This window comes from Spirosoma utsteinense, assembly GCF_014282275.1.
GTDB classification, from domain to species: Bacteria; Bacteroidota; Bacteroidia; order Cytophagales; family Spirosomataceae; genus Spirosoma; species Spirosoma utsteinense.
The window spans coordinates 138630-157888 of record NZ_VFIA01000014.1 but is presented as its reverse complement, the minus strand read 5'-3'; the positions used below and the strand labels follow the sequence as shown (position 1 = coordinate 157888).

14 protein-coding genes are annotated in these 19259 nt (G+C 53.3%); 1 reads left to right on the top strand and 13 read right to left on the bottom strand.

Going from position 1 to position 19259, the window contains the following annotated elements:
- Window positions 1-16 precede the first annotated feature (16 nt).
- The 9 genes from FH603_RS13390 to FH603_RS13350 all read right to left on the bottom strand — a co-directional run bounded on the left by FH603_RS13390 (window position 17) and on the right by FH603_RS13350 (window position 14683).
- Window positions 17-3736 (bottom strand): BamA/TamA family outer membrane protein, encoded by a 3720-nt coding sequence (locus tag FH603_RS13390; protein WP_186738027.1) that lies wholly within the window; start codon window positions 3734-3736, stop codon window positions 17-19.
- Window positions 3733-6075: a GAF domain-containing protein gene (locus tag FH603_RS13385; RefSeq protein WP_186738026.1), complete on the bottom strand. Its 2343-nt coding sequence runs from the start codon at window positions 6073-6075 to the stop codon at window positions 3733-3735. The genes FH603_RS13390 and FH603_RS13385 overlap by 4 nt, the downstream gene beginning before the upstream one ends.
- A 459-nt stretch (window positions 6076-6534) precedes the next feature.
- Window positions 6535-7704 (bottom strand): endonuclease/exonuclease/phosphatase family protein, encoded by a 1170-nt coding sequence (locus FH603_RS13380; protein ID WP_186738025.1) that lies wholly within the window; start codon window positions 7702-7704, stop codon window positions 6535-6537.
- 46 nt (window positions 7705-7750) lie between these two features.
- A complete protein-coding gene (locus FH603_RS13375; protein ID WP_186738024.1) occupies window positions 7751-8701 on the bottom strand; it encodes a hypothetical protein in 951 nt (316 codons plus the stop codon).
- A 75-nt stretch (window positions 8702-8776) separates the two neighbouring features.
- Window positions 8777-10159, bottom strand: a complete 1383-nt coding sequence (locus FH603_RS13370; RefSeq protein ID WP_186738023.1) for a sensor histidine kinase — start codon at window positions 10157-10159, stop codon at window positions 8777-8779.
- 2 nt (window positions 10160-10161) lie between these two features.
- Window positions 10162-10839, bottom strand: a complete 678-nt coding sequence (locus FH603_RS13365) for a response regulator transcription factor (protein WP_186738022.1) — start codon at window positions 10837-10839, stop codon at window positions 10162-10164.
- Between the two features lie 351 nt (window positions 10840-11190).
- Window positions 11191-11610, bottom strand: coding sequence for a hypothetical protein (locus tag FH603_RS13360; protein ID WP_186738021.1), 420 nt, complete (start codon window positions 11608-11610; stop codon window positions 11191-11193).
- Between the two features lie 96 nt (window positions 11611-11706).
- A complete protein-coding gene (locus tag FH603_RS13355) occupies window positions 11707-13926 on the bottom strand; it encodes a glycoside hydrolase family 20 zincin-like fold domain-containing protein (protein WP_394366400.1) in 2220 nt (739 codons plus the stop codon).
- Complete coding sequence (locus FH603_RS13350; protein ID WP_186738020.1) at window positions 13886-14683, bottom strand: polysaccharide deacetylase family protein; 798 nt, start codon at window positions 14681-14683, stop codon at window positions 13886-13888. The genes FH603_RS13355 and FH603_RS13350 overlap by 41 nt, the downstream gene beginning before the upstream one ends.
- Window positions 14684-15195: 512 nt before the next feature.
- Between FH603_RS13350 and FH603_RS13345 the strand changes: the two genes are divergently transcribed.
- A complete protein-coding gene (locus FH603_RS13345; RefSeq protein ID WP_186738019.1) occupies window positions 15196-15699 on the top strand; it encodes a hypothetical protein in 504 nt (167 codons plus the stop codon).
- Window positions 15700-15949: 250 nt separating this feature from the next.
- On the opposite strand, the gene FH603_RS13340 is transcribed toward FH603_RS13345, so the two are convergent.
- From FH603_RS13340 to FH603_RS29110, 4 genes are all read right to left on the bottom strand, one after another.
- Window positions 15950-16417 carry a hypothetical protein gene (locus FH603_RS13340; protein ID WP_186738018.1) on the bottom strand — a complete coding sequence of 156 codons (468 nt, stop codon included), beginning with the start codon at window positions 16415-16417 and terminating at the stop codon, window positions 15950-15952.
- 465 nt (window positions 16418-16882) lie between these two features.
- Window positions 16883-17329, bottom strand: coding sequence for a response regulator (locus FH603_RS13335; RefSeq protein WP_186738017.1), 447 nt, complete (start codon window positions 17327-17329; stop codon window positions 16883-16885).
- Window positions 17330-17457: 128 nt separating this feature from the next.
- Window positions 17458-18912 (bottom strand): phytoene desaturase family protein, encoded by a 1455-nt coding sequence (locus FH603_RS13330; protein WP_186738016.1) that lies wholly within the window; start codon window positions 18910-18912, stop codon window positions 17458-17460.
- Between the two features lie 102 nt (window positions 18913-19014).
- Window positions 19015-19164 (bottom strand): hypothetical protein, encoded by a 150-nt coding sequence (locus tag FH603_RS29110; RefSeq protein ID WP_186738015.1) that lies wholly within the window; start codon window positions 19162-19164, stop codon window positions 19015-19017.
- Window positions 19165-19259 lie beyond the last annotated feature (95 nt).

The following is a 19259-nucleotide window of genomic DNA, read 5'->3' as shown; positions in this document are numbered from 1 at the left end:
AAAGGATGTAAGTAAGTCAAAATCGAAAACCCAGCGATACATACGGCAATACGCCTTCGGTCGAAAATCCGGCTGTGGCTGTCAGGACGAGCAGGCTGGCAGGAGTTACATACAGGCCTGCGCCATACCCATCGTGCCACGTTCGGGAGTTTTCGCCCCGTAGCCATACCCGCCCCAAATCGTTAAAAGCCAGTAGCCCGACACTGCCCGGAAACAGGAACGACTGAAAATCAAACAGTTTAATTCGCGCTTCCAGGTTGTAATAGATCAGGTGATTACCGGCAAACCGGTAGGTGCGAAAGCCACGGAGGTTATCCTGCCCACCCAGGTACAGGAGTTGATAGAAGGCTGGATTGCCGTAGGTTATCCCGCCACCAAGGCGGTTGACCAGCACGAAGCGGGCGGCCTGACTGAAACTGGTGTAGATAGCCAGTTCCGATCGTAGCTGGGTAAACTGGTTGCTTTGCTCACTGAAGCCCTGAAGCCCCAGCAGCGTCGTGTTCCAGTAAAAACCCCGCGAGGGTTGCACCGGGCGATTTCTATTGTCGATTACAAGTCCGGCCTGCAGTCCTCCATAGTTTTCCCGTTGTTTAAAGTCGGCCGGGTTGTCAAGTTGGCGCAGGTAGTCGTTGATGAATCGACCGTTATTTTCTTCCTCGTGCAGGACAAAGTGCTGAAAAACCGGCCCGATCGACCCTTCCATATGGGCACCCAGCGACCGCTTCAGCATCGTCGACAGGGTTATCAGGTTGTAACGGGTGCGGTAATAACGAATCCGTCGATTGCGGTCGTAAACGCTCTCGTTGCCGGCCCCGAAGAAGTTGGTTACGTTATCGGGCGCTTTGGACAGGGCGTTGATCCATAGATCATTCTTGCCAATCAGGTCGGTGAAAATACCATCGTATTTGATCGACATCGCTTCGGTAGCCAGTGCCCGACTGATGAGCAGGCGGTTCATGGCGGCATAGGGCTGCTTTCGAAATCCCTGTTTCGTCCACTGTACGCCGGCTCCGAGCAGGATGCCGTCATCCAGATTGTACCCGGCGGTGGCCAGGGGCGCTACCCGGTTGTACCTGAAGGCGTGGGGGTCATACTGGTTCACGGCCTTGTCGGCCGACAGACGCAGCTGCGCCTGGTGCGGGCCGGGTAATATGTTGGCTTCTGTGCTCAGATCGTAGATAATCGGTTTTCGGGGGCTACCGTCTACGCTGAACACATCGGCCCCTTTGCCACCAATGAGCCGAACGGTGATGGCGCTGCTGCGGCCACTGACCTCAAACCGGTCGTCGCCTTTCTGCCCGTACAGCCGAACTTCGTGGGTCACCGATGCATCGAACACACGTCTGTACAGCCGCTGCGCCACCGACCCATTTTTAGCTACCTTGAAAACCGATATGGCCAGATGATCATCGTCGAGGTGCTCGATTCGGAATAGTTCGGTCTTGTCAGAGCCGGGTATGTCAACCGATCGGCTGATGAACCGGTAGTATTCCAGCCCCTTATCCAGCAGCCAGCCCCGACGGATTTTAAGCGTTTGAAGCAGCTTTTTCCCGGATTGCGGCCGCAGGGTGTCCGGCAGTTGACGAATAGCCTGTTCCAGCACATCATCGGTCACGGAATCGCGCAGGGCGGTGATTTCGGCCATCCAGTCCTGTACAGTCAGGCCGTTCAGGAACAGCCGATCCACGTAGCGGCCATTGAACATAAAGCCATTGACGTTGGCGAGTTTATTGGTAAACCCCTGAAATTTAGGTTGCAGCCAGGGTAAGGAGGCAATGGCGGGTAAGAGGCCATTGGTCCGAAAAAATACCTGATCACGATCGCGGGGTATGGCATAAAACTCTTTACCCGTTGCCGTTTTACGGTTTCCCCACCGCCACTGATCTTCGTGCCGGTCCCAGTCGCCGATCAACAGGTCGAGCATACGAGCGCGCAGAAAAGCCCGCTGGTCAATACGGTTGTCGTTATCTTTTTCCAGCGCGTCGATGACTTTGTCGGTGCTGATCGACTTGCCCTCGCCCGGACTACGCTCCTCGAACAGGCAGACGGTATTTCCGAAATCGGCCTGGTAGATGCCCAGGGCCGGATCGTTGGGAACAAATACGAGCCGGGGGTTGGCGTGTGGTATGCCCAGGGCAGCTGCCAGTACGGGCACCGCCAGGGGGGCAAAGGGATAACCCGCCGAGATTTGATCCTGCAACACATCTTTGGCGATGGTTTCGCGCAGGGCTTCCGGGAGGGCGTTGGCCGGATCTTTTTGTACACTTCGTAACACCCACTCCCGACCGCTGGTGTCGGCGAGTCGCAACGATTTCGTTTGTTGCCCTCCGCCCCGCTGGAGAATGGTGAACCCGCCCTGGGTGCGGGTCAGGTCGAAGACGGGCAGCGTAACCGGCGTAGCCCATTCGGTGCGGTAGTTAGTACCCAGCAGTACCCGCTGCACCCGCCCCACGCTATCATAGCCCGACGCAATGGGTATACGGACGTGATCGGGCCAGGCGGGCGGCCCGCTACGGCTCTGTTTCCGATCGTCGGCAGGGGGTAGGGTAAATAGCGGAGTCGTGTACACTTCGGTGGGTTCAGCCCGTTCATCAACGGTAAAATACGTAGCCTTGACTGTGCCATCCCGCATCTCGTCCAGCACGACATAACCCCACTCTCCACTTACAAACCGGGCCAGTTTTCCGTTTTTCACCCGCTCCCGGTTTATCCCCGACCCACTAACGATGTAGTTGCGCGGGCCATCCACGATATGTTGCAGCGCGTGGTCATGACCCGATACGAATACCACGTTGGGCGCTAACGCCACGGCGGCTTCCATAACCTTGACCATGTGTTTGTAGGTCGGGTTTGGTAGATCCTGAATGTTGCCGAACACCCCCCGGATCAGCGGATAGAGTGAGCCAATGACCGGCAGGGGCACATACAGCTTTGACGAAAACTCCGTCAACGGGAAAATATGCTGTTTCAGTGTATAATAACCACCATGGATGCCGTAGCTGCGGAAGGGGTGGTGGGTAGCCAGAACAATGCCCTTTCCTTTGTTACGATACGCAATGTCGGTCAGCCGGGTGATCAGTTCGTCTTCGGTTTGACAGGCGCAGTCCGAATTGCTTCCGGCAGCGGTCGACCGGCCGGGTTTCTCATACGGATGCAGCCACCATTGGGTGTCAATGATAACCAGTACCAGCTTGTCGCTCAGGTGAATCTCCTCCGGACCGGGGCAACCGCCGGCGGGTAGCAGCCGAATGGAAGGCACCTTCAGGCTGTCGAGCCATCGACCCTGTTGCTTTATGCGCGCCCAGCCATCGGGTCCGCCCTTGTCCCAATCGTGATTTCCGGGAATGAACAGTACCTGCGACGGCTGCGAGTTTCCACCCGGCCTGGATTGGTCCGGCCGGACCAATCCAGGCCGGGCCAATCCAGGCGGGACCTGATAATTGAGGATAGCGGCCAGCGAATCGTAATCGGGGCTGGTTTCGTCCGACAAACCATGGGGATATACGTTATCGCCCAGATAGAGCAATGTTGTCCGTGAATTGCTGAAATCATAGCGCATACGGACCGCATCGACAACCGGATTTTTGCCCTGACGCAGCCGCCCGGCATCGCCAATCAAAATAAGCCGGTGCCTGATCGAGTCAGCCGGTACCGACTGGGCCGACACGGCGCGCATCCCGCCTAAACTGCTTACCAGCCATACCAGCCAATAACTGGTAGTCAGGGCTATTTTCATGCGTGGGCAGGTTCAGGATAGAGGATATGCAACCGTAGTGCCTTGAGGTGAACGATACCCTGCATGGGTTCCAGATTCAGATAATCCAGCCGGTCAGCAAGTTGACCATCGGCCTGGAGCTGGGCAATATAAGGAAGATACACCGCCAGTTCAGACGTGTGGCTATATACCAGCGCAATGGTATCTGGCTGGGTCAGTCGTTCCTGACGGCCGTCGACGACCGCTTTATCGATCCGTTTTTTCAGCACCTCATACCGAATACTATACGAACCCTCGACGTCCAGCCGACGCTCATCGTGGCGGAAGCTAATGTCGACGGGGTGATTATGGGCCAGAATGAGCTGCGTTGTCTGTAGGGGCAGGGGCAGGCTGGGCAACAGCTGGTGGGTTAGCTGGGCCATCTGCACCATGGAGGTCAATTGCCACTGACACAACTGCTGAACAAGTGCTGGCTCAAACGACAGGTGGGGCGCAATGGACTGGCCCACATACATCGTATACTCTGTACCGTCCGTACGGTAGCGTTCAAAGTAGTGGGGGTGAATCCGTTGCAGCTTTTTCTCTTCGTTGTCGATGTATTCGTTTACGGTCACGTTTAGCCAGTCCATACTCCGTTCGTACCGCTTCACGGCCTGGTTGAATAAGCCCGTATCCGGGTCTACCCGCCTGAAATAGGCCTGAATAGTGGACTGTAACAGGGGGTGATTGGCTTCCAGTATTCTGAAATATGAATTTATCTCCCGTTCGAGAAACAGGGTTATCTCCTGTTCCTCTTCGGGTAAGGGCCCTGCCAGGAGCTTATGCTGACACTGGAAACTAGCCACCCGAAGTTGTTCGGGCCTTTCTGAGCTCGATGGGAAGTTGGGATCGGCAAACAGATTTTCAACAGCGGTCAGCTGATTGGCCAGATCAAGCTGGGTGGCTTTATGCCGTTCTACCGATGAGTTCCGGATGTCGACCGCTCCATAGAGCGGGTACACCTGCTGGAACCGCACGGGAATCGTGTCGCTCCCCGCCGACTCACTCTGGCCCCGACGCAGATACTGCCAGGCGGTTTCATAAAATTTCCACTCCACCGAGGGTTGTAACGACGTAAATTTTTTCCGTATAAGCTGTTCGAGGTTTGATTGGAATTGATTGAGCTGGTACCGCAGTAATTCCTGAATGAGCGGTATGATCTGTTCGATTTTAGCGAGTACGTTCTCGTTAAAGGTGTCGGCTCGCGGGCTGCCCATTTCCAGTATGCCCAAAACCTCCCCGCCGGATGAGATAGGATACATCAGAAAACTGCGGTATCCCTGATCGTTCAGCATCTGCTGCTTTTCGGGCGAAAGTCCCTGTAGGTCCGGGAAAATGTGGGGTGATGGATTGCCGAACAGGTGCGTGATCATCTGCTGGGCTCTGTCGTCGGTAAAGAAATCCGGATCAGCTTCGGCATGGCGCAAAAAAATGCTCCGGGTTTTGCTGGCGGGATGGGCAACGAATTTGCCGTTTACCTGGGGCAGCGGTACGATACCGATCTGGAGATTGGGTTGCCCGCACAGATTCCGCAATGCCGACTCGAACCGGTGATAGATGATGGGTTCGGTATCGGAATGCAGATGGGCAAACACATCCTGCAATTGCTGGATAGTCTCTGCTTCGGTTATGTCTTCCAATTGAAAGAATGAAAAACCTTCGAACAGGAATGCGTCAACGGGTAAGGGCTCCACATCGTCGGGCAAGGGAGTCGCGTCCCTGGCGAAGTCGATCCAGGCAGACTCCAGGGGCGGTAAAGATCCGTCGAGCCGGGGTTCGGTAAACGAGGCATTGATGTCCAGGCGGTAATACTTAACCAGTCCCTTCTGTTTATGCTGAAAATGGAAGGAGGGAGCGGCAGCTTCACTGGTTCGAATACCGTAGCATTTCTCAAGGATAAGCTGATAGATGAAGCGTTGCCGTTGCTGAACGCTGATTTGATTTGGCAGGTCGACCAGAAAATTAGCCGTCTGCGTAACTAACTGCTCAAAAGCGTCTGAGACGTGAAACATTTTTAGCGGTACCGATGTGCCAAACGCATACGGAATCGTACGCTTTGTCGGGTCGAGCGGAAGCACGACCACGGTTGCCAGTTGGAAAAGTTTCTTCAGTTCCAACGCATCGACCGGCTGACCATGCCCGTCTTCCTGGTCCTGAGCGGTGCTGAATTGATCGATCAGGTAGTTGTATAACTCAAACAACCCACTGGTTGTCTGGTAGGTGCGTTGCTGCGCTTTCAGAAAAGCAATAAACGGACGAAATGATAAGCGATACTCAATGGTTGATTCACCGAGTTGAGGAAGGGTATAAATTGTATCCATATCCACGGGAAAAGATAGTCAGCTACGCTATTAGTCTCATCGGGCTATAAGCCTGATAGCTTAACTAGGTAGCTTGTAGACAGGAAACCAAACTTTTAATCAAATGATTTAAACGTTCGATTAAATTTTTATCCATTTTCCTTTCCGTGTCAACATACAGTACTTATAAAGAGCGTACTACGTCCAGTTTGACTCACTCATTACTATGAAAAAGCAGGGTATTCAGGTTTGCTCTGGCGTGTGGGCAATAACCCTTACAGACTGAGCCACCCATCAAAAATGTCCAATTGAAAAAATAATAAACGACTGATAGCGAAGTACTAAGGGGCAGGGGCGGCAGGGCTGGAGCCAGGCTATAAGCCGATCCTGCGTTGGGGTTCACTGTAACTGAAAGTCGGGTGGCTGATTGTAGCAATGGAGCTAGCCATACTTGGGTGCTCCTGACTTTTTAAGGCTGGATTATTTCCGGAGTGCCAGCCGTTCGGTCGGGGTGGCTGACGACGTTTTCAGCACGTACTGAGCCAGAACCGGGAAATGGTCAGAAAAAGAGATGCCGGATAAGGTCTGGCATGCTTCAATATGCCAGTCGCTACTTACGAATTGCTGGTCTATCCGTACACAATACGGATACCGATTGAGGGTAAAGCCCATCCCGACCCCCGCTTCTTCGAAGGCATTTCTGAAGTTTTGAGTCAACTTCCCGTAGGAGTAACCCAGGGGTGTTTCGTTGAAATCGCCACAAATAATGACCGGATAACGGCTGCCTACCACATACGACTCTACTTCCTTCAGCTGGTCGTTGCGTTTTTCGAACCCTTCTTTCAAGCGGTCGAATGTGTCGAAGAGTTCATAAAAGAAGAGGCCCACATTGCCTGCCTGTAACGCATCCACCGCCTGGTCGCTGCGAACGCCCATCGACCATAGATGCACATTGACAACCCGGATGGTATCGGGTCCGTAAGCGATGTCGGCACATACAAACCCGTTGATGTTCGGGCCCTCGGCTCTATTCCAGATATGGCCGTACTGGTTGACAATCGGGTACTTGGAAAACAACGCCAGACCCACCTGCCGGTCCTTATCGAAACAGGTCAGCTTTTCGATCCTGGCTTCGTACTGGTTCTGAATCTGCGCGTTGGGCGAATACTCCTGAAAACAGGCAATGTCAGCTTCCAGCAAAGAAGCATCGAACTTCGCATCAGTACTAACGGGGAAGGTTTCACTGTTAAAGCTCAATACCTTCAGTGTGGCCGTCTGGTTCATACCTACGGGGGAGCGGCTGCTGCCGCTGATTCCCACCAGTCGTTTAACGACGACAAAGGAGAACAACACCCAGATCAAACCAGCCGTAGCTATCATTTTCTGTTGCTTGAAAAACAGGTAAACACTGGCAATTAACCCGCAGGGGATCACCAGTGGTAAACTCATCATGACAAAACCGGTTAGCCAGTGGCCATCTACGGGATAGTAGCAAAAGGCCATGGTAAAGAACAGAACGCTAAGCGTGGTGTAGGGGAGAGGAAACTGGCGGTATTTATCGTAAAACAGCCTGCCGGTGGTCCGGATCGTTTTCCAGGTGATGGAAAGACCCGCCAGGACGTAAGGTTTATAGTTGAGAAAATTCGCCATAAGTTGATGGGTATAATGAACAGGCAGAAGCTCCGCAAGCGGGGCGCTATTTCACGTCGAAACGGGCATCGCCAATCTTGAAGCCTTCTGCATACAATTCCACAGTGTAAGTGCCTGGTTTGTAGGCGGCATCGCGTCGGAACAGGATGTCGACCCGCTGGTCCCTGTTCTCGTACGGTATTGTTTGCCGGGTGCTGTACCCGATTTCGTTCCCGTCGAACATTACCACCCCGCCAATTCCGTTTTCGCTGACAACAGCGCCGTTGGCATCCAGCAGACGAACGTAGATGTCTTTGCTGTTTTGTAGGGCCAGTGGGTTGGACGGCAGGATGAAGCTTATCTTTAACCGATCGATGCGTCCCGCTTTGTAGGAGCCGCCCCGGCGTTCTTTTCCGTTGGTGGCCACGGCCATCACCTCCACATTAACGGCTTTCACGGTAGCACCCAGCGCCACCTTGTCCTGCAGGTCGGCATTTTGGAGGGAGTATTTAACGAGCGTCTGGGCCAGTGCCGCCTTTTCATATTTAAGCCCTTCGTTCTCGCTGAGGATGCTTTGCTTTTCCTCTTCCAGCACCCGGGCCTGGCTCAGCAATGAACCGTTTTCCGCTTTCAGTTTGCGAATGTCGGCTTCATTTACCGTTAGGAAGTTCCTGTAGTCGCTGATTTTCAGGCTGTACTTCTGAACAGAAAAGGCAAGATCGGATTTCAGTACCTTCTTGTCGGTCTCCAGTTGCCGCCGGATCCGCTCCAGCTCGGTGACACTGCCTCCCAGCATACGTACTTCGACGATTTTGCGGTCCAGCACGTCGGAGATAGAATCGAGCTTGACCTTGGTGGTGGCAAATTGCTCTACTTTAGAGGTCAGTAGTTTCTGAACTTCCAGGTTTTCATTCCGGGAGCCAATGAATAAATACGCCAGCAGCGCCAGAATTCCCATTAAGGCCCCAATCGTCATGTTCACCGCGCCTTGCTTCTCATTGGTGACGTCAATATCCATGATCCAGTTCTGTAGGTAGTGGACAAAGGAACGACACCCACCTTAAGCACGACTTAAGCTGACCTTAATTTCACCTTAAAATGGAGCGGCACTGGGTAAGGTCAACAAAAAGGTGGTGCCGCCGGGTGTCGAACGCACCGAGATGTCACCCTGGTGAATCTGAATGATCTGGGCGGCAATGGCCAGCCCCACACCATGGCCGTTTATCGACTGGGCGGTGGCATTGCCCCGGAAGAAAGGCTGAAAAATAAACGGCAGATCGGCGGCCGGGATCTGAGTTCCTTCATTGAAAACGGAGATCGTGATGCGGCCCCCCCGCGACTGGAAGTTGACTTTCGCCGTCTTCGAGGGCGAAAATTTGCAGGCGTTATCGATCAGGTTCATCAACAGCACCTGCAGGGATGCCCGGTGCCCCGGCGTAATCAGGTCTTCCTCATCGTCGGGAAAGTCGGTGAAGGTGAGCTCGACGGTGTAGTCCTCATGCCAGGCCTGCAGCTTGGTTTTTGTTTCCCAGATAAGCTCGTCGACCCGGACTTCCTCAAATGCCATGGTGTTGCCCTGAATCGAGGTGTTGGCCAGCTCCAGGAGCGCGTTGGTCAGCTGGATGAGCGAATGGGTATCCTCCTGTAATGATCGAAGGGTTTGTTCGTACACCTCCGGGTTACGCTTTTGAATCAGCGCCACATCGATCTGCGCGTTTATTTTGGTGAGGGGGTTCTTCAACTCGTGGGAAACGTTGGCGATAAACATCTTCTGCGTCTTCAGGGCCTGCTCGATCCGGTCGAGCAGCTGGTTGAAGGTGGCCACCAGCAGGCCAATTTCATCCGACCGATTCGGATGCTCCACCCGCTCCTGCATATTCGAAGGAAAAATAGCATTGACCTGCTGGATGATGCCCGACATGGGGGCCAGGGCCCGGTTTGCGAAAAACCAGCCCGAAATACCGAGTAAAAGCAGGGCCGCCAGGATCATGACCGTCAGAATTTTCTTGAGGTCGCTGAGCGCTTCTTCCCCCGCCTTATCAATACCACTAACGATCACCCAGTTACTGCTCTTGCCCCGGGTGAGGTGAATGGCTACGATCTGGTACTCGTCCCGGGATAGGAACAATGTCTGGGATGCCGAATCGAGCAGCGGAACAAACTGTTCGTGAAACTGGGTGTTGGCCGGATTGGTAGAAAAAAGCACCGTTTTATCCCGTTCGTTGTAAACAGAGATATTTTCGTTGAGCACCGGTTCTTTGTTATCGGCGTCGATGAGCCGCAATACGGTACTGTCGGTTTGTTTTAGGTCGAAAAGAAGCGTCGTTGTGGTAATGGCCCGGTCCTGCAGGCGTTTGTTGAATCGTTTTTCGAGGTAAAGCTTGCTGAAGAAATAAACGCCGAGCGCGAATAAGAGCAGGATTAGCGTGACCAGAAAGACAAATTGGTAGGTGAGCCGGGTCCGTATATTCGTCATTACTACACTAACTTAACAACATAGCCCATGCCGATCTGGGTATGGAGCAACTTGGGGTCGAAATCTTTATCTATCTTTTTCCGGAGGAAGTTTATGTAAACTTCAATGATGTTAGTGCCTGTATCGAAGGTCAGGTCCCACAGTTTTTCGGCCAGTTCCACTTTAGAAATTACCCGTCCCTGATGCCGAAGGAAATATTCGAGCAGTTGAAATTCCTTGGCGGTCAGCAAAATCTCCTTCCCGGCCCGTACCACCTTCTTCGTATCCGGGTCCAATTCCAGATCGGCAATTTTAAGCAGGTTGGCCGTTTGGGCGGTGCCGTTACTCCGCCGGGTCAGCGCCCTGACCCGGGCCATAAGTTCACGAAACTCAAAGGGTTTCCCCAAATAGTCGTCGGCGCCGGAGTCGAGCCCCACAATTTTGTCGTCTGTCGTTCCCAGCGCCGTCAGCATCAAAATAGGCGTCGTTACGTTCGTTGCCCGCAGCTTCCGGCAGAAATCAAGGCCATTCATTCCCGGCAGGATTATGTCGGATATAATCAGCGCATAGGTCGTGCGGGAAGCCAGTTGAAATCCCATTACCCCGTCATAGGCTACATCGACTTCCCACTGGTGCTCCTCAAGGCCCTGTTTAATACTCTGAACCGTTTTTACCTCATCTTCAACTAGCAGTATCTTCATGTTACGGTAATTTCTTTAGTTGAATATATAAAGGTAATGGAATAGGCAGATTATTCGGTCAGGGCCAGCTACCAGGGCAACGCCAGCGGGTGCGCTGATTGCCCGGCTGCTGGTTTGCCCAGGTCATGAAGACCCTGTCGACAAGCCGCAAACGGGCAGTTCCTGAACTCAACCGGAGGACTGGCCGGAGTCACGGAGCAGTAGGAGGGAGGTTACGGGAAAACCCCTGATTGCCGGGATGAACGCTGGGGTTAACAGGGGTATATAAAACGACGAAGCCCGGATTCATCACCGGGCTTCGTACCATATCGGTTCCTTATCCGATACGCTGGAATAAAACAGATGGATGGCTTATTGCTTCGACACAGAAAACTCAACCGTGTAGTCGTTCAGCTCAATCGTCTTGCCCACTTCGGGATAGGGGAGAACCTCACGCAGCGTCAGTTGGTAGGCCTGTCCAGCGACCGAAAACGATTTCTGGGTAGATTTTTCCGGATAAGCGGGTAATTCGACCGTAACGAGTTCTGTTTTGCCATCGTTGCTGGCTTCGAAGCTAACCGTTACGGCACCGGCCGTGATGCACCGCGCATTGATGGGGCACCGGCTGTCGGCAACCTGAGCTACTTTCATATCCAGCGCCGTTCCCGCTAGGCGAACGCTTTTCTGGTAGGCCAATGTTACCTCACTGGTCGATGCGGGATTAACGGTTTCTGCCTGATTACAGGCGTTTAAAACGAGGAGTAGGGCAATACTGAAAAAGGTAGTCTTCATTGTGTATTGATTGAATGATTTCCTCTGCATGACTCCCTCAATGGCCGTTTGGTTGGAAGAGCAGCTATTTTTAGTTTGCCACGCCGGCCCAGACCGCTACTTTCCTGTACCAGGTTCTGCTTTTTCGGCCAGTTCTACATCGGCGGCTACGGCGGGCCGCAGTTTTTCCCAGTGAAACAAAAGTTTGTTGTTTTCTGCCCAGGTGTTTCCTTTCTGCTCGGTCAGATGTACCAGCGGCATATCCCTGTACAAAGGCCGGGTAATGGCCACAACAGCATCCCAATAGCGCAGTGCCGCTTTCAGATGTTGGATAGCTGCCTGTTTCTGGTCTTTCCGACCCGTATGGCGGTAGGTCTGGAGGGCTACGGCACCTTTGAGCTTTTCGGCCAGATGCAGGCCCAGGTTAGCCCATACCTGCACGTCGGCGACTTCATAAAGCAGGGACCGACTGGCCGATGTCGTAATCGGGCGCACGAGTTGTAGAGCCTTCCGGCAATCGGTTTCCAGCATTTTCGCCAGGATAGGCGGTGTGACTTTTCCCGCCTGAAACGTGCCGCCGGCTGTCGTTACCTCAACATAGTCACTGACCGAAACGTAGGCTGGGTCCAGGGTTGGCTGGGTAATATGCTGGTTGACGGAGATGTAGGAAACGTTTTTGTTGGCGTCGAACGCCATCATCCCTTCGCTGTATAACGAAAAGTCCCAGGTGAAATCGAAGGCAGAAGCCAGTCGTAATGGCGTTGAAGAGGCCAGGGCATACGCTTCCAGCAGGGGCCCGGCCGAGGGCCCGTACCGACGCACAAATTCGGCCCTGAACACCGTGTCTGGTGTTGTCGGGTTGTACAGTAACCGGCCCCAGAGTTTATAAAATAGCCATTGCCGTTCGAACGCATACGTCCAGCTGACCGGGCCGTCAGGTTTGGTAAAGTAATCCCGGGCTGGAATGTACGTTTCCGAGCCTAGAAAATAACCCCCTACATACCCCTGATTGTTAGCCGCGATATGGGCCCGGACAAAATCGGGAACGCCCCACCGCAGACAGAAGAAATCTTCGTTGCGTACCGTCCAGGTAATTTTATAGGCGGTTGGCTCCGGTTTAAAATACGTATCGAACAACTTGCCGCCATGTACTTTGACCAGCGTAGGCGTTGAGTGGGCATGCGACCAGTTGTATTTCAGATCGGCCCAGATGGGCCCCTCGATGAACGCCAGCGCCCCTTCGCTTTCGATCGACTGACGGGTTAGCTTCTCGGTATCTATGCTGGTAATGCCCAGCGAACCCGTTGTACTGGAAAACGGGATACGATGAATAAGCTTGGTTTTTCGCCCGGCAAGCCGCATGCCATCAATAATGGTTGCTTTCATCCAGTCTTCGCGCTTCCGGGGGCTCATGCCGCCCATGGCCTCCCCCAGCGTCAGCCCAAAGCCGGTCAGGTCGGGGTATTCCTGCAGCACCTGCGTGACGCACTCCCGCGTGTATCGCCTGACAATGGCCGATGTGTCGCCATCGATAAAGTGGTGATGGTCCAGGTTGTTCAGCGCCGGGTTAACATTATAGGCTTTTGAAAATTCGGGGCTGGTGAAGATATTGAACGGGACAAGGTAGGTGTCGATTCCCCGGTCTCTGGCCATCCGAAAAATAGTCCGGAACAGCGTTTGCCATTCGTTCAGCTGCCGGTCATCGAATGGCGTCGCCTTCGGGAAATTCGTCGGCCTGATCATGAACGTATACGGGTGCAGGTTCCATAAGCTCAGCGCGTTGAACCGATTGGTAACCATCATATCCAGAAACGCTTGCCAGTAGAGGGTATCCCGGCACGTTTCATAGTGCAGATCCAGGGCAGCGCTGTGCCGATAGGTGTCCCAGGGCAGATCGAATTTGATGGCCCGCAACGGCAAATGTGGCTTTTCCTGTCGGGCGGTCAGTTTGGGCAGGGGGGTGCCGTTCTGGAGTTCTTCAACAATAGACAGGCTCCCGTAGATCAACCCGCCGGGATCGCCCCCCGTAACTGTCAGCCGGTTACCCTGCCGCTCGATGCGGTACGCTTCGGCACCCAGCTGCTGGTTGATGGGTGCCAGTTGAATGGTATACCCGGCCTGTTTGGCATCGGTGGTGAGGGTATACCCGCGGGCAGTCAGGGCTTTGGCTAGCTGGGCGGCCGCATACGCCCGTTGTCGGGAAGGGTCCCCTTGCTGGATGAACACGCGCTGGGCAGTACCGGAAAAGCTAACGCCGATCAGCAACAGGAGGATCAGGTGTTTGTATCGCTTGCCTTTACTTCGATTTCGATTGATGAGCTTTGGCGTACTGGGCAATGTCGATGAAAGGGGCCACCCATATGTCGGCCGTATGCTGGTTGAGGTAACGCACGAGTTTGTTGTGTTCGGCCAGGGCTACATTGAGCGAGTGTCCGCCACCAACGCCGTGAAAGAGAAAGACAAGGACCGAATTCGATGCCTGTGCCTTCTTCACCAGGTCGATAAGTTGCTCTCCCGATTCGCCGTTGATGGCATAGGAACCGATTTCGGCGAAGTCGATCCGGTTAATTGTGTGCATCTCGCTTTTTGTCCCCCGGGCCGCCACAAAATCACCGGCAATGGTTTTGTAGTAATCGACGTCCCCAATTTTGGTATCCCCGCACGGGTAAGCAAACGTGCGGGCGGTTTTTCCATCGAGGGTTTTTAGGAGGATGTTGGTCATTTTCATCTCATCCGTCATCCGCTGAACGGTATATGTACTCAAATCATTGGCAGGCTTGACCCATTCCCGACCCGGACGGTCGCCCGCGCAGGGGTGGAAAAGAGTGTGATTGGCCAACTCGTGCCCGTTGGCAGCCACCGACTTCCAGCGGGTGATGTTATTGGCGAAGCCGGGAAAGTAACCCGACAAGTAGAACGTGGCTTTCAGCCCCAGCGAGTCCAGTACCGGAACGACATGATCCAGGTGTACCGGCAACGCATCGTCGTAGGTGAGTGCTACCGCACATTTTTTTCCGTTCCACACCGATTGTTCCTGAGCATAAGTCAGCACGTGCGCCAGCATCAGCCAGCCTACTAAGATGATTCGTTTCATAAATGGTTAAATAGCCCAATAAAACTGGTCTACCCAAAAGCAGGGGTAGTGGTGCACTTACCCGGTTGCGAGCGGCCGGCTTTCACGTGTGTTAAAAGACCTTACCGGCTTACAACGAATTTTTTTGTACTGGTATCTAAAAGCCAACCAACTCCGGCCCTGCTATGAAACCTTATGTAGTAGTCCTATTTATCCTCTTCTCCGTTCAGTGCATGTCACAGTCAGTCCCCGGCAAAGAACGGCCGGGCTCCCTGCCGGGTCCCCACCGAAACGATTACCTTAATTACCACCAGATTAGTTTAAAAACGCACGATCTGATAGCCAGGTAGCAGTACGAGGATGCGCTGGTGCTGTACAAACAGCTATTCGAAGAATACGATTTTATATTCGTGCGCGAGTACAAAGTGGTCACTCAACTGGCCTTCTATCTGGGGAGATATAAAGAAGCTATTGTCTATTTAAAAAAAACAATAGTGGGGGGATGGACTAAAAAAAGCATTCAAAAAAACATATTGCCTGCCAACCTTATCCGGCATGCTGACGGGAAAGAAGTTGTCGGCCAATATGATTCAGTTCGAAAAATTGGCCAGCAACGAATTAATGTCGATGTCCGTACGAAAGTCCGGCATATGTTCGGAAAGGATCAACGAAAAGCGCTTGGTGCCTTATTTACGTTCGGTTCCAAAGCGCAGGATCGGTATGCCGAAAAAAGATTTGTCCCCCACAGCGAAAAGCAGCTGAAAAAACGGATCGCTATTAGCGACGCACATGGATTTGCCGGCGAAAAACTGATTGGTAACAGCATGTGGGCCGCTGTAATGCTGAGTCACCATAATTCAATCAGCCAGCGCTACGCGTTAGCCGACACGCTCTACCCATTTACCCGCCCGCGCTTAGTAAATGCCGTTCAGATGGGGCAGATGTCGCCCTACGAATTTGCCCTGGTGGATGATTGGTATGTAGCGGTAAAAAGTGGCCGAACCGAAAAACAGGTTGGTTTCTGGATGAGACATTAACGGAACCTGAGTGGGTAAACGTCAACCAGCGACGGGCGTCAATTGGATTGAGCCGGGTGGAAACGATCAATAGCCTGATGGCCATTGAACGACAAACGGGGATGGATTTTTTCTGCCGTTTCGAAAAAGGCAGCAGACAACGATCAGTAAATAAGGGTACATATTTTATCGGCGGAGAAGAACTGAAACAGGGCGAAAGGCTGGTCAGGCGTAGCAATGCCTGACCAGCCACTCATTCAATTCGGGATGCCTAGGCCGCTTTGGGTTTACGTCCCCGCGGTTTACCCGTGTAGGCTGGTTTAGGAGCCTCGTCTTGCAGCTTCAGTTCATAACCAACAACGCCTTCCTCAAAATCGACCGGCTCTATGGTGAACTTGTATTTGGTGAGGCTGTAATCGACCTCGCCGTTTTGTAAGATCAGTCTCAGTCCAATGGTATAACTCTTGGCCGCTTTTTTCAGCGGGAAGGCCTCTACGGCTGGATCGTGGGTAGGAAGCAAATAAAGCGATGTGATTTTTCGCTTACCGGCCGGCGTTCCAATACGGAAGCGCACAGAGTCGGCTTCCAGTTCTAATTGATCAATGGTTTTTGCGGGGAAAACCAGTTTACCGGTGGATGAAATAAAACCCTCCAGTTTGCGGGTTTTGGCGCTGGGTTTCGTGGTTTTTTCAACCAGATTCTCCTGTAGAGAAAAGAAACGAATTGATTTTTCTTTCATCAGACGTGTGTTAAAAATAGAAATTAAATTAGTTCAAGACCCTCCATCCACCTTATTCAGAAATAAAAATGTCAGCTATACAAGTGTGTATTCCTGTAACAAGCTGACCAAAATTTCAAGTATAACTATCGGTTTATGCAGAATAACTTATGAAGCAACAGGCAATTGGTAAATGGCGTTCATTTTTAGCTATTCTACCGTGAATAAGGAATAATGTCAGAATTACATATGGTTTTACCACTGACGTGATTTTGTCATTCCAACCCATTATTCATGTTCTTTTTTCGGAAAACCCCTTTTCCTGAAAAATAACGCTTGTGCTGTCAGTTGTATATACCTGATGGCACAAGCGTTTATGATACTAACGGAGGGCTTGGTTGTATAGCTCCTTGAGATGCCTATAGGTCGCGTAGCGATCGAATGTTTGTAGAATTTTTTATAAGGAGAATATTCGGTCTTTCCCGGTTACTCGGTAGTGTCGTTCTCGAACCAGAAGGTAGGAATGGTGACGGTGCCAAACCAGTAGGCACGCAATTGCTGAACATACGATTTCCAATCCAGGTACGAAAAAGGTTTGGGTGTGTAGGCATTTGCCCCGCGCTGGTAAGCTTCTTTCGCTTTACTATCTTCCTGGCTTGACGAAAGCACAATAACCGGCACCAGCTTACCCTGGGGATGCTGCCGCAGAAGCGACAAAAAATCAAAGCCGCTCAAGCCGGTTTGCAGGTCAATATCCAGCAAAACCAGACGGGGACCTTTGCCCTCCAGGCCTTCAAGGTAAGCCGCTGCCTGACTGAAACTCGAAACGTGAATGAAATGCGCTTCCGGAAAGGCCCGCTCGGCGGCTCTGGTGAGTATGTCCGAAATTGCAATGTCGTCGTCGACGAGGAGAATGGGAAATTGACTAGCCATATACGTAGTAACGACCAGGATGGGTTTTCAGTTGGTGATTAAGCTACTCTTCTGTAAAATTTGAGCATACGACACCCGAATCGGTGCCTAATGCTCAAACTGTCTGGCTTTTGCTCTGAACGACGGGGCTACCCGTTTGCCAGTTGAATCGTTGGGTTCAGTCCGAAACCATCCCGTAAGGCAATAAGGGCGGCATGATACCCGCACATACCGTGTACACCTCCGCCGGGCGGGGTAGATGACGAGCAGATATAAATGCCGGATGCACCGGTGCGGTAGGGGGTAAGACGTAAGGTGGGTCGGGTAAAAAGCTGACCGATGTCGATGATGCCGCCATTGATGTCGCCACCAATGTAATTAGGGTTCCAGGCTTCTACCTGAGCCGTATTCATCGTATGGCGGCCAATGATCCGGTCGCGGAAGCCCGGCGCAACCCGTTCTACCTGCTGCTCGATGGCGTCTGTCCGGTCCACCGTCGATCCATTCGGAACGTGGCAATAAGCCCAGGCGGTGTGCTTGCCCGCCGGGGCACGGCTGGGGTCGAACAGGCTCTGCTGGGCTAAGAGTACATAGGGGCGGTCGGGGTGTTGACCGTTGGCGGTAGCCTGCTCAGCGGCCGTGATCTGCTCAAGGGTGCCGCCGAGGTGAATGGTGCCGGCCGCATGGCACTCCGCTGCCGTAAACGGAATTGGCCCGTCCAGCGCCCAGTCGATTTTAAAGACGCCCATGCCATATCGGTAATGCGCGAGCTGTTTTCGATACAGGGCAGGAAACCGGTTACCAACAATCGAGAGCAGCTGTTTGGGACTTAGATCGAACAGCACAACCTTGCTGGATGGTATATCGGCCATAGATTCCACAAGATGACTGGTTTCGATCTGACCGCCCAGGGAGCTGAAATAAGAAGCGAGGGCGTCGGCTACTGCCTGCGATCCTCCCCTCGGCATCGGCCACCCCCGCAGGTGCCCCGCAGTCATGAGTACCAGCGCAACGGCAGCGGTCGTGAGGTTGGTCAGGGGTTGAATGGCATGAGCCGCCATACCAGCCAGCAGTCCCCGCGCTTCGGTGGTTTTGAACCGCTTCGCCAGTTGAGTCACCGGCAGCAACGCGTCCAGGCCGAAACGGCCCATGTCGACCGGGTGATCCGGGAATCGGAGTGGCCCCAGAATGTCGGCTGCCATCGTGGGCCAGTGCCTGACTGTAGCGTCGAACAGATCCCGATAGGCCTGGCCGTCGACACCCAGTCCCTGGGCAGTGTCGGCTACGGAGCCCCGTAGAACTGCCGCCGTACCATTGTCGAAGGGGTGCGCTGCTGCGGTGGGTGGGTAAATAAAGTGCAGCCCGTGTTGGTCGAGCGGCAGGCTCTGAAAGAAGGGAGAGCCGGCCGCCAGCGGGTGAATGGCCGAACCGATATCATGCACAAAACCGGGTAAGGTCAGCTCCGCCGAACGGGTGCCTCCGCCAATAGTGGGCTTTGCTTCCAGCACCAGCACCGACAAACCGGCGTGCTGCAGGACGATGGCGGCACTCAGTCCATTGGGCCCTGAACCTACCACAACGGCATCATAATCTGGTTTTGTCATAAAATTCAGCTTCCTGCGAAGCGCAAAAGTGCAAACCTCCATTGAGTTGTTTGCCCGGTTGAGCTACCTGCGTCCCAACCGGGGCAAGCTACAAAAAAGCGGCTAATAGGTGCCCGCCTGTAGTGTGCTTTCCGACAGGGCGTAGTGGCGGTTGATGCGGTCGAGCACAACGTAAATCGAATCGTTCTTTTCGTTGATGCCCCGTAATACGACTCGGTTGCCCCCGTTATGGGCCGTATAGCGCAGCTTCATCCGGCCTCGTTTGCCGTCTTCCCGCTTTGTCTCCGAGTCAATACCTTTGGTTCGGCGGGCCGAACGGGCAACGGGGGCAATCTTATCGTCTTCAG

Coding starts and splice junctions, on each gene's coding strand:
- FH603_RS13390 (WP_186738027.1), bottom strand. CDS start 3,736: ATGAAAATAGCCCTGACTACCAGTTATTGGCTGGTATGGCTGGTAAGC.
- FH603_RS13385 (WP_186738026.1), bottom strand. CDS start 6,075: ATGGATACAATTTATACCCTTCCTCAACTCGGTGAATCAACCATTGAG.
- FH603_RS13380 (WP_186738025.1), bottom strand. CDS start 7,704: ATGGCGAATTTTCTCAACTATAAACCTTACGTCCTGGCGGGTCTTTCC.
- FH603_RS13375 (WP_186738024.1), bottom strand. CDS start 8,701: ATGGATATTGACGTCACCAATGAGAAGCAAGGCGCGGTGAACATGACG.
- FH603_RS13370 (WP_186738023.1), bottom strand. CDS start 10,159: ATGACGAATATACGGACCCGGCTCACCTACCAATTTGTCTTTCTGGTC.
- FH603_RS13365 (WP_186738022.1), bottom strand. CDS start 10,839: ATGAAGATACTGCTAGTTGAAGATGAGGTAAAAACGGTTCAGAGTATT.
- FH603_RS13360 (WP_186738021.1), bottom strand. CDS start 11,610: ATGAAGACTACCTTTTTCAGTATTGCCCTACTCCTCGTTTTAAACGCC.
- FH603_RS13350 (WP_186738020.1), bottom strand. CDS start 14,683: ATGAAACGAATCATCTTAGTAGGCTGGCTGATGCTGGCGCACGTGCTG.
- FH603_RS13340 (WP_186738018.1), bottom strand. CDS start 16,417: ATGAAAGAAAAATCAATTCGTTTCTTTTCTCTACAGGAGAATCTGGTT.
- FH603_RS13335 (WP_186738017.1), bottom strand. CDS start 17,329: ATGGCTAGTCAATTTCCCATTCTCCTCGTCGACGACGACATTGCAATT.
- FH603_RS13330 (WP_186738016.1), bottom strand. CDS start 18,912: ATGACAAAACCAGATTATGATGCCGTTGTGGTAGGTTCAGGGCCCAAT.
- FH603_RS29110 (WP_186738015.1), bottom strand. CDS start 19,164: ATGAAGCTGCGCTATACGGCCCATAACGGGGGCAACCGAGTCGTATTA.